Source organism: Acidithiobacillus sp. IBUN Pt1247-S3 (genome assembly GCF_041146875.1).
GTDB lineage: Bacteria > Pseudomonadota > Gammaproteobacteria > Acidithiobacillales > Acidithiobacillaceae > Igneacidithiobacillus.
On sequence record NZ_JBFRXP010000013.1, the window covers coordinates 29,649 to 43,209 of the forward strand.

The 13,561-nt window shown below is 57.2% G+C and carries 10 protein-coding genes; 8 read left to right on the plus strand and 2 right to left on the minus strand.

Annotated elements, in window-relative coordinates; translation table 11 throughout:
- Window positions 1-9: 9 nt before the first annotated feature.
- The gene (locus AB4090_RS10095) at window positions 10-2,496 is read right to left on the minus strand and encodes a penicillin-binding protein 1A (protein WP_369573749.1); all 2,487 of its coding nucleotides are present in this window, start codon (window positions 2,494-2,496) and stop codon (window positions 10-12) included.
- Window positions 2,497-2,571: 75 nt separating this feature from the next.
- Between AB4090_RS10095 and gltX the strand changes: the two genes are divergently transcribed.
- The 3 genes from gltX to AB4090_RS10110 are packed head-to-tail and all read left to right on the plus strand — an operon-like array spanning window position 2,572 to window position 5,836.
- On the plus strand, window positions 2,572-3,966 hold the full coding sequence (gene gltX, locus AB4090_RS10100; RefSeq protein WP_369573750.1) for a glutamate--tRNA ligase: 1,395 nt from the start codon (window positions 2,572-2,574) through the stop codon (window positions 3,964-3,966).
- 18 nt (window positions 3,967-3,984) lie between these two features.
- Entirely contained in the window at window positions 3,985-5,376 is a 1,392-nt protein-coding gene (gene cysS, locus AB4090_RS10105; RefSeq protein WP_369573751.1) for a cysteine--tRNA ligase, read from the plus strand.
- Window positions 5,377-5,380: 4 nt separating this feature from the next.
- Window positions 5,381-5,836 (plus strand): low molecular weight protein-tyrosine-phosphatase, encoded by a 456-nt coding sequence (locus AB4090_RS10110; RefSeq protein ID WP_369573752.1) that lies wholly within the window; start codon window positions 5,381-5,383, stop codon window positions 5,834-5,836.
- 21 nt (window positions 5,837-5,857) lie between these two features.
- Here AB4090_RS10110 and AB4090_RS10115 read toward each other — a convergent pair whose 3' ends face one another.
- Window positions 5,858-8,182, minus strand: coding sequence for a ribonuclease E/G (locus tag AB4090_RS10115; RefSeq protein WP_369573753.1), 2,325 nt, complete (start codon window positions 8,180-8,182; stop codon window positions 5,858-5,860).
- A 189-nt stretch (window positions 8,183-8,371) separates the two neighbouring features.
- Between AB4090_RS10115 and rluC the strand changes: the two genes are divergently transcribed.
- The 5 genes from rluC (at window position 8,372) to AB4090_RS10140 (ending at window position 13,546) form a co-directional block, all read left to right on the plus strand.
- Complete coding sequence (gene rluC / locus AB4090_RS10120; protein ID WP_369573754.1) at window positions 8,372-9,316, plus strand: 23S rRNA pseudouridine(955/2504/2580) synthase RluC; 945 nt, start codon at window positions 8,372-8,374, stop codon at window positions 9,314-9,316.
- 180 nt (window positions 9,317-9,496) lie between these two features.
- Window positions 9,497-10,222 (plus strand): molybdate ABC transporter permease subunit, encoded by a 726-nt coding sequence (locus tag AB4090_RS10125; protein ID WP_369573755.1) that lies wholly within the window; start codon window positions 9,497-9,499, stop codon window positions 10,220-10,222.
- Window positions 10,223-11,233 carry an ABC transporter ATP-binding protein gene (locus AB4090_RS10130; RefSeq protein ID WP_369573756.1) on the plus strand — a complete coding sequence of 337 codons (1,011 nt, stop codon included), beginning with the start codon at window positions 10,223-10,225 and terminating at the stop codon, window positions 11,231-11,233. It begins immediately after the preceding gene.
- 112 nt (window positions 11,234-11,345) lie between these two features.
- Window positions 11,346-12,632 (plus strand): NAD(P)/FAD-dependent oxidoreductase, encoded by a 1,287-nt coding sequence (locus AB4090_RS10135; protein ID WP_369573757.1) that lies wholly within the window; start codon window positions 11,346-11,348, stop codon window positions 12,630-12,632.
- A 59-nt stretch (window positions 12,633-12,691) separates the two neighbouring features.
- Window positions 12,692-13,546 (plus strand): DUF1641 domain-containing protein, encoded by an 855-nt coding sequence (locus tag AB4090_RS10140; RefSeq protein WP_369573758.1) that lies wholly within the window; start codon window positions 12,692-12,694, stop codon window positions 13,544-13,546.
- Window positions 13,547-13,561 lie beyond the last annotated feature (15 nt).

Genomic DNA, 13,561 nt, shown 5'->3' on the forward strand with positions numbered 1-13,561 from the left:
CCTCCCTTATTAGAAGAGGTTTTTGATCGTTTCGATCAGCTTGCTGCTTTCGCCACTGCTGGTACTTGCCGTGGAGGAAGTTGCGCTGGCAACCGTGGGATATCCGGTCAAGTAGTCAGATACGCCAACCGGACTGGAAAAGCTTTGTGTTGCACCTGCCACGCTAGCTGGCCGGGGGAAGGGTAGATCAGGCGTTTTGGCCAGAGCCGTCTTCATGTAGTGAATCCAGATCGGTAGTGCTTGGCGCGCTCCGGCTGCCCAATGCCCCATCGTACGGTTATCGTCATAGCCCACCCAGACACTGGTGGTAATCTGCGGACTGAAGCCGTTGAACCAGGCATTGTTTTCGTTGTTCGTGGTGCCAGTTTTTCCTGCGATGTCGTGGCGCCCCAAGCTTTGGGCGGCAACACCCGTACCAATTTTGATTACCTGCTGCATCATTTCGGTCATCAGGTAGGCAACTCCGGCTGGAATTGCCGACTCTGTGGGCGGCGCTTCATACCCCATCGGGCAACCGAGTAACGACACCTGGGTGCCGTTGCTCTTGACGATCTTGCGGATGAGATAGGGCTTGACTAGATGACCGCCGTTGGAGAAGACCGCGTAACCGCGCGCCATCTGTATGGGCGCGAAGTCACCAGAGCCGAGAACCATGGACGGCACTCCTGGCACCTGCTTGGCCGGAAAGCCAAAGCGCTGCACGTACTGTGCCGCGTACGGAATGCCAATATCCATGAGGATGCGTACGCTGGGCACGTTGTGGGAATAGGCCAAATTCGACCAGACTGGGATCGGCGTATTAGAAAATTGATTGCTGTAATTGGTCGGGCTGTAGACCTGGCCAGATGGCAACGTAATTGACAGCGGCGTGTCGGGAATCAAAGTCTGCGGGGTCATGTAGGTGCTGGAACCCGAGGCGAGGAGTGCGGGAGCATCCATGGCCGCAGCATAAACGAAAGGCTTGAAGCCAGAACCGGGTTGCCGGTAGGCAAAGACGGCACGATTGAAGTGGCTCAGTTCGTAACTAAAGCCACCACTCATGGCGAGAATTGCCCCAGTTTGACTGTCCAGACTGACAATGGCGCCTTGCACCTTGGGTATCTGCGTCAATTGCCAGCCAGCATTAGGACCAGGTGAAGACCAGACATTGGCGCCCCATTCCGCATCTGCACCCACCGTTACCGCTCGCACATAAGGGCGCAACCAGACCAGATCGCCTGGGTGCAATACGCTATCGACGCTGCGCGGCTTAGGTCCGCCGATGCGCGAGCGCGCCCAGGCGACGTCGCGTAGGGCCAACGTAACCGTTTGTTTGCCCTGTAGGGAAAGTTGGGCACTTTTTGCGGAACTCGCGGTGACGACCGCCCATTTCAGATTGGCGGGGTCATGCGAAGGAAGCTCACTCGGGCGCTTGCCAGCGAGTGCCGACTGTAATTCCGTACCTTGCAGACGGGCGATGGGACCGCGATAGCTTTTCGGGTCGAGGCTATTGAGGCCCATATCGTAATTTTCCAGTCCGATTTCCAGTGCCTGGTTGGCCGCTTGCTGATCCTGCGGATCAATACTGGTGTAGACCTTCAAGCCTGAACGATAGGTGAAATCGGTGCCAAACTGTTGGCTCAGCCAATTGGCGATCCAGTCCGTGACATAGGGAGCACTGTTGGACGCGGATTCGTGATAACGGGAGAGGATCGGTTCCTGTTTGGCCGCATTCATTTCGCTGTGGCTGATGTAGCCGCGCGCGTACATGCGGCGTAACACGTAATCCCGACGCTTAGTTGCCAGTTGGGGATTGACCACGGGGTTTAAGTAAGAAGGTGCAGGCGGTAGGCCGGCAATTGTCGCCATTTCCCCAAGGGTGAGTTGATCGACGCGCTTGCCAAAATAGGTCTCTGCTGCCGCCTCGACGCCATAGGCGCCTTGCCCGAGATAGATCTTGTTGAGGTAGAGCTCGAGAATCTGGGCGTGGGAAAAATGCTGCGCAAGCTTATAGGCGAGCAAGATCTCCGCCACTTTACGGGTGATGGTCTTCTGCGGTGTAAGGTAGAAGTTGCGGGCCACCTGCTCAGGGATGGTACTGGCCCCCTGCACTGGCGCCAAATGGGTCAGGTCGACAAAAGCGGCCCGTAAAATGCCGGGTAAACTGACGGGATAGTACAACGGGTTGTTGCTGTAAAAATGAGAATTTTCTGCAGAAATAAAAGCTTCCTGCAGTTGTTTGGGAATCTGCTGTAAAGGCAGGGCGTAGCGCATCTGTGGGCCGACTACCTGCAGCAAGCTGCCATTGGCGGCATAAATACGCAGGGGTTCGTCAGGATGCCACTCCTTGAGCTCATGCACAGGCGGTAGGGTGGACCAGATACGGTAGGTAAAAATCGCCGCACCGATGAAGATGTTGGCGATGATTAACAGCCCAATGACGAACACCCAACGTCCAATATGACGCTGCTTGCGCGGCGCCACCTTGGCCGCACCCGACGATTGCCCTTTGCCCATGTACCTTCCCTACGATGACGATATTTTCAGGCCCCGCCGATTGCGGCGAGGCCCTTGGGCTTCTATCATACCACGATGAATTTCACGAGTCGCTTTGCGCCCAGCCCTACGGGCTACATTCACTTGGGTAACGCTCGCACGGCTTTGTTCGCGTTCTTTCTCGCGCGGCAAAGTGGCGGACGTTTCGTTCTACGCATGGAAGATACCGATCAGGCACGCTCCCCGGCAGAGTTGGCGGCGGCTCTTATAGATGACCTGCGCTGGCTCGGACTGAACTGGGATGAAGGCCCGGATTGTGGCGGTCCACACGGGCCGTATGCACAAATGCAGCGCCTGCCCATCTACGCCGATCTCTTTCGAAAACTTCTCGATGCCGGATATGCCTACCCCTGTTTTTGCACGGCAGAAGAGCTTGCCGCTGAGCGCGAAAATCAGCGGCAGCGGGGTAGGGCTCCACGTTATTCGGGGCGCTGTCGTACGTTGTCGCGCGAAGAATCGCAAAAGCGCTTGGCGGCAGGGGAAGAGGCTACCCTGCGCTTTGCCGTACCGCGTTCTGGTGCCTTGCAGGTGGACGATCTCGTTTGGGGAGCGCGCAGTTATGCCCTAGCGGACCTCGGGGATTTCGTAATCCGGCGCAGCGACGGCTCGCCCTCTTTTTTCTTTGCCAACGCTGTGGATGATGCCCTGATGGGTATTAACCTGGTGATTCGCGGTGAGGATCATCTCACCAATACCCCGCGCCAAATTTTGATTCTGCAGGCGCTGGATTTGCCGACGCCGCAATATGCCCACTTGCCACTCTTGCAAGGCAACGACGGGCAGCCTCTCTCCAAGCGCAATGGCGCGGCAAGCCTACGCGAGATGCGGGCACAGGGTTATCTCCCGGCAGCGCTGCGGAATTATTTGGGGCAACTCGGACACCATTATGCCGAGGCCCATTGGCGCAGCGACGTCGAGCTCATTACTGATTTTTCCTTGCCGCAGATCGGGCGCGCCCCGGCGCATTTCGATGCGGAGCAACTACAGTATTGGCAGGAGCAGACGATCCAGAATGCAGAGCTCGAAGGCCTGATCCATTGGTTGCAGCCGGCTCTGGATCTGGTACCTAGCGAAAAACGTGATGATTTTGTGGCTGCTGTACGCGGTAATATCCGCTTTCCCGCAGATGCCGTTATTTGGGCAGAGTGCTGTTTCGCGCCCCTGCAACTTAGCGAGGAAGCGCGCAAGGAATTGCGCGAGACTCCAGAAGATTTCTGGTTGCAAGCGCGGGCCTGCTACACAGCGCAGCCCGAGGATTTTCGCGCCTGGACGCGCCAGCTTGCGCAGCAGACTGGCTGTAAGGGCCGCGACCTGTATCATCCCTTGCGCATAGCGCTTACTGGACGTGAACAGGGTCCGGAGCTGGCGCAATTGCTGCCCCTGATCCCGCATGCGGAAGTGCTGCATCGTCTGGCACCCCTCGCATCCTGAGCGAGTCTCGAGGAACACATGCCGAAAGAATTGCCCCCTCTGCATTTTCACGACAGCCTGCAACGGCAGAAAGTCCGCTTTACCCCGCTGCAGCCCGGCAAGGTCAGCCTCTATGTCTGCGGCATGACGGTCTACGACTATTGTCACTTGGGCCATGCCCGCGCCATGGTCACCTTCGACACCTGGGCGCGCATTCTGCGTTATTGGGGTCTACAGACCCGTTACGTGCGTAATATCACTGATGTCGATGACAAGATCATTCAGCGTGCGGCAGAACGCCAGGAGCCCATCGGCGAGCTTACTGAGCGCTTTATTGTCGCTATGCATGAGGATGAGCAGGCGTTGGGATGCCTGCCGCCCGACGAAGAGCCGCGTGCTACGCAACATATCCCTGGCATGCAGCGTCTGATCAGCGAACTGATCGAGAAAGGCCACGCGTACGTCGCCAATAATGGCGACGTCTATTACGCGGTACGTAGCTTTCCCGCCTATGGCCAGCTCTCCGGGCGTAGTCTCGACGAACTGCAGGTCGGTGCGCGCATCGAGCCGGGTGAAAACAAGCGCGATCCTCTCGATTTTGCGCTTTGGAAAGCCGCCAAGGCGGCGGAACCTGCTTGGCCTTCAGCGTGGGGAGAGGGGCGCCCAGGCTGGCATATCGAATGCTCGGCGATGTCTACCGAGGCCTTGGGTTGTGAATTCGATATCCACGGCGGTGGCCTGGATTTGCAGTTTCCCCATCATGAGAATGAAATTGCCCAGTCCCAGGGTGCGGGTTGTGCCTTTGCTCGCTATTGGCTGCATAACGGGCACATCCGTGTGCGCGACGAAAAGATGTCGAAGTCGTTGGGGAATTTCGTCACGGTGCGTGATCTGCTCCCTATGTATGGCGGTGAAGCATTGCGCTTTTTTATTCTCGGTAGCCACTACCGCAGTCCCTTGCAATACAGCGATGACGCCTTGGCTGCGGCGCAAAGCTCGCTCTCGCGCCTGTACACGGCGCTACGCGGTCTCGTGCAGCATGAGAGAGCCCCCGAGCTGGGTATGGATTGGGAGGCGCGCTTTCTCGCCGCGTTGGCGGACGACGCCAATACCCCCGAGGCCCTGGCCGTGCTCTTCGACCTGGCACGGGAGATCAATCGGCTGCGCGAGCAGGGCAGTGAACTGGCGCCGCCTCTGGGCGCGCTCTTGCGTACATTGGGTGGGGTTTTGGGACTGTTGACGCAAGATCCGGAACGCTTCTTTCAGGGTGAAGCGGGCGATGCAAAGTGGATTGAAGAAAAGCTCGTCGAGCGACAGAACGCGCGGGCGCAACGCGACTTTGCCCGCGCCGACGCCATTCGCGATGAACTCGATGCCGCAGGAATCGTGATCGAAGACAGTGCTGGAGGCAGTACCTGGCGGCAGCGCTAGCACTATGAAGATACTTTTGGTTTGCCTGGGGAATATTTGCCGCTCACCAATGGCGGAGGGTGTATTCCGACAGCTCGCTCATGAGCGCGGGCTCGACTGGAAGATCGACTCCGCCGGCACGGCAGATTACCACATCGGCGAGGCGCCCGACCGCCGCGCGCGCCAAGTCAGTTCAGAAGCTGGCGTTAGCATCGAAAATCTCCGTGGGCGCCAAGTGGAGAAGGCCGACTTTGACCATTTTGACTGGATACTCGCCCTCGATCGCGCCAATCTGCGCGAGCTGCAGTCCCTTGCCGGGGCGCAACATTCCGCGCGAATTGGCCTGTTACTCGACCCCTTTTTGGAGGGGAAAGAGCCCGCGGAAGTCGCCGATCCCTATTGGGGCAATATAGAAGAGTTTCGTGCCTGTCGTGCGAAAATTCAGCGCGCTGCGGAAAAGTTTATCGAGCGGGCTGGGTAGCTGGCTGGCAGCTTCGCCCTGTCAGCCATCCCCAAGGAGATCACCCTGACCCTTCTGCGTAGGGTCGTCGTCGCTTACCTCAGAATCTGAGCCCGACATTTCCGCGTTAACGGGTTCCAGTACGTCGGCTTCTTGCTCGGGAACTGGCGCGAACAATATTTCGCCGCTGGCAAAGGCGAATGGGGTAAGTTGCGAGTCACCTGCCGCCATTTGCGTGGTGCTAGTCTCGCTCTCTTCAATGGTCTCACTGAGTTGTGCAGTGGCAAGCCCTTCCTGGTGGGCAAGAGGCTCCTCTGCCTGCTCGACAGGCGCATGGCTAAGCGTCGGCTGCGCCAGGGTGCTGGCGGGCACGAGCATCTGATGCCAATCATCGGCAGTCGGCACCAAACCAGGATAACGTAGTTCCTCGTCTACCATGCCACCATCAGCCGGGGGTGGTGTGACGTCCGCGATTTCCTCGACATCACTTTCGTCAACTGCACTCTCGCTGCTCTCACCATTGTGCTGGCGGCGGGCGCGGGCGCGGCGGCCACCACGGCGGCGGCGACGCCCACCAGAGCGGCTATTGTCGTCATCATTGTCGTTGCTGGGCTTTTCCGTGGTCTCCACGGCTTCCCCCAGACTGGTAAGGGCGGCAAAGGCCTCGGCATCCATGGGTACATAGCGCGACACCAAGGCACGCACCAAACGGGCGAGGATGCCTTCTTCGCGCGGCTCGGGGGCTGGCTTCGCCTTTGCTACCGGCATGCGTGGGGGTGGTAATTCGTCTGGCGGTGGTGGCGCGGTGAGTGGTGTAATCGCAGCGCTGCTGGCGGCAACTGCTTTGCTCGGACGCTGCGGCACGCTACTCACACGGCTCTCGACCGGGCGCTCGGCACTAGCCTCGCCCTTGATGCGCTGAATATCGTAATGCGGGGTCACCAGCGCCGGGTTGGGGATGATGTTGAGGCGCACACCACTACGCGCCTCGAGCTCCAAAATTGCCTGACGTTTCTCGTTTAAGAGATAGACCGCCACGTCGATGGGAACCTGACACTCCAACTCGCTACAGTTACGCTTGAGCGCTTCCTCATGCAGCAAGCGCAATACATGCATGGCGGTGCCTTCGCACCCGCGAATCTGTCCGGTACCGCTACAGCGCGGGCAGGGTTCGTAGGTGGCCTCGTCCAGACTCGCGCCCAAGCGTTGCCGCGACATCTCCAACAGCCCAAAGCGCGAAATGCGTCCCACCTGCACTCGCGCCCGGTCGATTTTTAGCGACTCCCGGATGCGAGTTTCGACTTCACGCTGGTGTTTGGGTGAATCCATGTCGATAAAATCGACTACGATCAAGCCACCAATATCGCGCAAGCGAATTTGCCGCGCGATCTCCTCCGCCGCCTCTAAGTTGGTTTGGAACGCAGTCTCGGCGATGTCCTGCCCCTTGGTGGCCTTGCCGGAGTTGATATCGATGGCGACCAATGCCTCGGTGTGATCGATCACGATCGCGCCACCGGATTCCAGACGCACCTCGCGGCTGAAGGCCGACTCAATCTGCTGCTCGATCTGATAACGGCTAAAGAGTGGGATGTCGTTTTCGTAAGATTTGAGGCGCGAAACCATGCGTGGCATCATTCCGCCCATAAATTGCTGCGCCGCCTCGAAGGCTGAGGGCTCGTCGATCAGCACCTCGCCAATGTCTTCGGAAAAATGATCGCGCAGGGCACGCACCACCACATTGCCTTCCTGGTAGATGAGGAAGGGGGCAGAACGCTCGGAGGCCGCCGCGGTAACTGCTTGCCAGATTTGCTTGAGGTACTCCAGATCGCGCTGCAGCGCCTCAAAATCCTGGCCGATGCCGGCGGTGCGGGCAATGACTCCCATGTCTTCGGGAATATCCAGCATCTGCAGATGCTGGCGAATCTGCGCGCGGTCATCGCCCTCAATGCGTCGCGATACCCCGCCAGCACGCGGGTTGTTGGGCATAAGCACTAGATAGCGCCCGGCCAAGCTCACAAAGGTGGTGAGCGCCGCGCCCTTGCTTGAGCGTTCTTCTTTATCGACCTGGACGATGACCTCCTGGCCTTCACGCAGCAACTCCTGAATGCGCTTGCGCCCAGGCTCTTGCTTTTGGAAGTACTCGCGGGAGATTTCTTTTAGGGGAAGAAAGCCGTGCCGCTCGGCACCGTAATCGACAAAAGCGGCCTCCAGGCTGGGCTCGATACGGGTAATCTTGCCCTTGTAGACATTGCTTTTTTTCTGCTCGCGAAAGGCGTGTTCCAGATGCAAATCGAGCAGTTTCTGACCATCTACCAGCGCCACCCGCAGCTCTTCGGCATGGGTGGCATTAATCAACATTCTTTTCATTACCATCTTCTCCGGCGCTCAAACCCACAGCGGGGAGCGCAACGTATTGCGTGAACTGGGCAGCATATCCGGTCGCGGCCGGTGCTTATACCTATGTATTCGACCGGTGCACTCTCACTGCTGCGCGGCCTACGTCGCAATATATGACAGAAGAGATTAGAATCGCAAACGTTTGCGCGGGAGTGGCACATGGTGGAAAGCGGGGTTCGCTATCTGGAGATTGGCGAAGCAGAGGCAGGACAGCGCCTGGACAATTTTTTGTTGCGGGTGATGAAAGGGGTGCCGCGCTCTCACGTCTACAAAATTCTGCGCAGCGGCGAGGTACGCGTAAACAAGGGACGTGCCAAGGCGCAATACCATGTAACGCTTGGCGATCAGGTACGCGTACCGCCCGTGCGGCAAGCCGACCCCAGCCCCACACCCAAGGTGGCGCCCAAGCTCGCCGATGATTTGCTCACCCGCATTCTGTACGAAGATGACCGTGTGCTGGTGCTCGACAAGCCCAGCGGCTTGGCGGTGCATGGTGGTTCCGGTATCGCCTGGGGGGTGATTGAGGCCCTGCGTAGCTTGCGCCCCGAATTGCGCGAGCTAGAACTGGTGCACCGTCTGGATCGAGAAACCTCCGGCTGCCTGCTGCTCAGTAAACGCCGCTCGGCGTTGCGCCAACTGCATGCCGATTTGCGTGACTCTGCCTTTCAAAAACGCTATCTCTGTTTGGCCTGGGGCAAATGGTCGGGTGGCGAGCGCCGTGTGGATTTGCCTTTGCGCAAGAATACTCTGCGCTCGGGCGAACGCATCGTGCGGGTCGATCAGGAGAGCGGTAAGTCCGCGGCTACCCGTTTTGCACTGATGCAAAGATTTGCCCACTGCACCTTGCTCGAGGCCGAGCTGGAAACCGGGCGCACGCATCAAATCCGCGTGCATTTGCAGTCCATCGGCCATCCGCTGCTGGGAGACGAAAAATACGGCGATGCCAGTGCCAACGCCCAGTTGCGCGAGCGTGGTCTACGCCGACTATTCTTGCACGCCAGCCTGTTGGCTTTTCCACATCCACGGGATCAGCGCATCATTCGTGTGGAAGCGCCATTACCCGAACAACTACAAGCGCTGCTCCGCGAGTTATCTGCGTCTTAGGCGAAAAAATTCTCACTCTTCTTGTCGGGCGGGCCATGGCGAAGTTGTGCGACTGGACAGCGTCCAGTTCCCGCGAAATAATGGCCGTATGCAAGGTAATATAACGGTATACTGGAAGTGAAGTGCTCTAACTCTCTGCGTCGGCTCTCATTTGACGCGTCCTTACTGTTATTCTCTCTGGTGATCATTGCCATCCTGATCGCGCCCTTTTCCGAGATGTTTTTGGGCTTGGATTGGCAGCACCTGCAGTTTGCTCCCAACGACCTGCAAGCCATCCGTACTTCCCTCGTCTATAGTGGTTTCGCCCTGCTCCTCTGTATAGTCTTTGGTACGCCATTGGCATGGTGGATGGCGCATCGGCGCTATCGCTGGAGTCCCATAGTAGAGGCCTTGATCTTGCTCCCTCTCCTCACCCCACCTTTGGCCCTGGGCATATTGCTTGCGTCCTTTTTCGGTCCTTACGCTCCGGCGGGTGCACTACTCTCTCGCTGGGGCGTGGAGTTGGTCAATACAGCGCCGGCCTTCATCATGGCACAGGTATACGCGGCAATGCCGTACTATGTGCTCTCCGCCCGCGCGGCGTTCGAAGGTGTGCCCAGGGAATTAGAGGAAATGAGCCATACGCTCGGAAAATCCTCTTGGCAAACCTTTTGGATAGTGACCTTGCCTTTGGCCCGGTCTGGTCTGACCACGGCGACGGCTTTGGGATGGGTGCGGGCGATGGGCGAGTTTGGTGTGGTTTTGATTGTTGCGTATTACCCCATGGGTATCCCCGTGAAACTCTATCAAAATCTCGAAGACATTGGCCTCAGCGCGGTATATCCGCTGCTCTGGATCTTCTTCTTGGTGGCAATCCCTTTTCCTCTGTGGATTGGCTTGCGCGCACGTAAGCGGTCCCTGGCGTAGATGCTGGCATTACGCTGCCAGAGTAACTATCCAGTTTCCCTCGATATCTCCCTCGAGGTGGACGGGCTCACGGTATTGCTGGGCCGCTCTGGCGAAGGCAAAACGACTTTCCTCCGCGCCCTGCTCGGGCTAGTGCCGGCGCGGGTAGAGCCATGGGGAAATCTACCCACCGAACGTCGACCGCTAGGTTATTTGCCCCAAGGCTATGCCCTTTTTCCGCATCTGCGGGTTTGGCAAAACGTCGCGTTCCCTATGCCGGAGCACAGCCCACAGCGAAAGCGCGCGGCACTGGAACTGCTGGAGCGCGTTGGCCTGGCAACACATGCGGAGCATTATCCTGCTGCCCTCTCCGGTGGTCAGCGTCAGCGCGTTGCTCTGCTGCGCGCTATGGCACGCAAGCCGCGTTTACTACTGCTCGACGAACCAACTTCCAGTCTGGATCTGCAAACTCGCGATGAAATCATCGGTGCCTTGGTGGAAGAGGCAGAAATGTTTGCCGTACCGCTGCTAGTAGTAAGCCACGACATCGGCATCTGCGCGCGGTCGCAGCGTATGGCGATTTTGCAGGGCGGGAAAATATCGGCCCAAGGCGATCCATCTGGGATCTTTTCCCGTCCGCCCAATCCTCGTGCGGCGCAATTGCTGGGCATGGAGAATTTTCTTTCTGGAAGGATCGAAGAAACGCTCAGCGATGGCAGGTATTGGGTCCGTGTTGCACAGCATCGTTTGCGCGCAACGGGTATGCCGGGATTTTTGGCAGGTGAAGAAGTCACTTTGGGCATAAGGGCCGAGGATGTCATGCTACTTAGCGATGGAGAAATCGCAGCAGAGAATCTAATAGCCACTACCCTGCAGGAATGGCGGCGAGAGACCTTGTGGCAGCGCTTTATCACGAGTGCGCCGCTGGTGCTGCACGGGCGCTTTCTTGCTCGAGATAGAGAGGGAGTCTCAGGAGAAGGAGTTCGGATCGTACTGCCCGCCGAGCGATTATTGCTGTGGCCTAAAGAATAACAATAGTTTTATATGTCTTTTTAGAATATTACTTTTCCGCACAACTTGCATTCATATACTACACTTAAAGCGTGATGTATTTGGTTCCGATGAAAACGGAGGAGTGTAACGTATGAAACCGCATGTAGTCGTTTTAGGGGGTAACTTCGCTGGCCTAGGTTCCGCCCAGAAGATTCGCCAATATTGTGGCGATACTGTGCGCATCACCGTGCTGGATCGTAAGGATTATCTATTGTTTGTTCCAAATATTCCGGCGGAAGTGTATGAGGACCGTGATCCCAGCAAAACATTGGCGATGGATTTACGCAGCACCCTCGCCGAGGATGATATCGACTTCATTCAGGGCGAAGTGAAGGCACTGGATGTGGACGCCAAGCGTGTCGATTTTGTCCCCAATGAGCGCCCTGGTGCGGCAAGTGAATCAATGTCCTACGATTATGTCGTCGTTGGTGTTGGTAATCGTTTGGCCTTCGACAAAATCGAAGGGTTTGCCGAGCATGGTCAAACCTGCACAGACTTTTATTATGGCAACAAGCTGCGTCGCTATCTGCACGAAGAATACAAGGGTGGGCCGGTAGCGATAGGTTCGGCGCGTTTTCATCAGGGTGACGGCACCAAGGATATCAAGCTCTATGGTGGGCATGCCTTCCCGAGTGCCGAGGCAGCTTGTGAGGGGCCACCAGTAGAAACCATGTTGGCGACCGCTACTTGGCTCAAGGAACATGGCATGGGTGGTCCCGAGAAGATCACGGTGTTCACCCCTGCTAACCTGATTGCCGAAGATGCCGGTGAAGAGGTGGTCGGTAGCCTGCTGAAGATTGCGTCTGGGATGGGCTTCAACTACGTCAATAATGGCAAGGACATCACCCGCATCACCAAGGATGGCGTTGAATTGGCGAGTGGCAAGACCATTGAGGCGGAGCTGAAGATCATCTTCCCCGATTGGGTGCCGCACGACTTCCTCAAGGGTCTCCCGATTTCTGACAGCGAGGGTTTCGTGGTTACTGACACCACTATGCGTAACCCCAAGTATCCCAATGTGTTTGCGGCTGGTGACGCGGCAGCCATCACTGTTCCGAAGCTGGGTGGCATTGGCCATGCCGAGGCTGAGATTGTCGCAAAACAGATCGCCAAGGATTTGCGGCGGATGAGTGCGGCAGATGCCGATAAAGAGTTGGAGCCGGTGGTTTACTGTATTGGCGACATGGGCGCAAACCAAGCGTTCTACATTCGTTCCAATAGCTGGTTCGGCGGTCCGGATCAGATCCTGAAAATGGGTCATGTTCCGTTTTTGCTGAAGATGCAATACAAAAATCTCTTCTTCAAGACACGTGGAAAGATGCCGGAATGGGGCTTGGATGCCTCGAAGCTTCTGGCGGAAAAGATCTTTGCCGCTTGATGGGAGGTCGGGGGGCGCGAGCCCCTTCTTCCATAGAGTACTAGAAAAAGGAGAGCAGAATGACCACGGAACAAAATGTCATGCCCAGCCTCAGCCCAGAACAGTGGGCAGGCTTGGCACGTTTGGGAGATATGGTTAGCAGTACGGAGTCTTTTCTTGGTAGCCCCGCGAGTAGTGCCGTCATCGGCCTAGCATTACGTTTTGGTGACTGGAATGAGCGCTATCAGTTAGATGCCTCAGTTGAGGAATTGTTGGCGACCCTTAATGCCTTGCGCGATGCGGGCATTTTGAAATGGGTTCGGGATAATGCAGACTTCGTGCGCGACAACGTCCAATTGTTGCAAGGGTTTGGCCCGCAATTACTCAAGGTAATGCAAGAGATCCCCTGGGCGATTTTGCCGCAGACACTGAAACTGTTCAGTGATGTTTTGCCGCGCGTGGAAGCGCTGTGGGGATTTTTGCAAACCGGCGCCGGCAATGACTTGGTTGCGCAACTGAAAAAATTGGGCGATCTCTGGGAAGAGACACGAGCCGATGAGAGTGTGGTCGCGGCGCTACGTTTGCTTCGTCAACTACAGGACGACGGTAATTTGCAGCGTGTCGCCGATCTCAGCCGACAGATTGGTTTGCTTGCCGAAACTATCCCAGTCGAATCGCTCATGGGTCAGCTTCTACAGGAACAAGAAAGTGGTCCCTTGCTGAGTGCCTTTGCAACACTGATGCATTCTAGTAAGGCAATGAGCAAGGCGTTGGCAGATGCTGCAGAGCATGAAGCGCGTGGCAAGGCAGGCGGAATCTCTGGCCTTTACCACATGCTGAAGGATCCCGATGTACAACGTGGCATGCGGGTCGTGGCGGTTTTGCCGGTATATTTGCAGAAGGCTGGGGTGCTGCCCAAAGAGGTTGCTGCCTAGTTCACAGGGTATCCG

Bases quoted from the DNA above. Each gene is read 5' to 3' on its own strand.
- AB4090_RS10095 (WP_369573749.1), bottom strand. From the start codon at position 2,496: ATGGGCAAAGGGCAATCGTCGGGTGCGGCCAAGGTGGCGCCGCGCAAG.
- gltX (WP_369573750.1), top strand. From the start codon at position 2,572: ATGAATTTCACGAGTCGCTTTGCGCCCAGCCCTACGGGCTACATTCAC.
- cysS (WP_369573751.1), top strand. From the start codon at position 3,985: ATGCCGAAAGAATTGCCCCCTCTGCATTTTCACGACAGCCTGCAACGG.
- AB4090_RS10110 (WP_369573752.1), top strand. From the start codon at position 5,381: ATGAAGATACTTTTGGTTTGCCTGGGGAATATTTGCCGCTCACCAATG.
- AB4090_RS10115 (WP_369573753.1), bottom strand. From the start codon at position 8,182: ATGAAAAGAATGTTGATTAATGCCACCCATGCCGAAGAGCTGCGGGTG.
- rluC (WP_369573754.1), top strand. From the start codon at position 8,372: ATGGTGGAAAGCGGGGTTCGCTATCTGGAGATTGGCGAAGCAGAGGCA.
- AB4090_RS10130 (WP_369573756.1), top strand. From the start codon at position 10,223: ATGCTGGCATTACGCTGCCAGAGTAACTATCCAGTTTCCCTCGATATC.
- AB4090_RS10135 (WP_369573757.1), top strand. From the start codon at position 11,346: ATGAAACCGCATGTAGTCGTTTTAGGGGGTAACTTCGCTGGCCTAGGT.
- AB4090_RS10140 (WP_369573758.1), top strand. From the start codon at position 12,692: ATGACCACGGAACAAAATGTCATGCCCAGCCTCAGCCCAGAACAGTGG.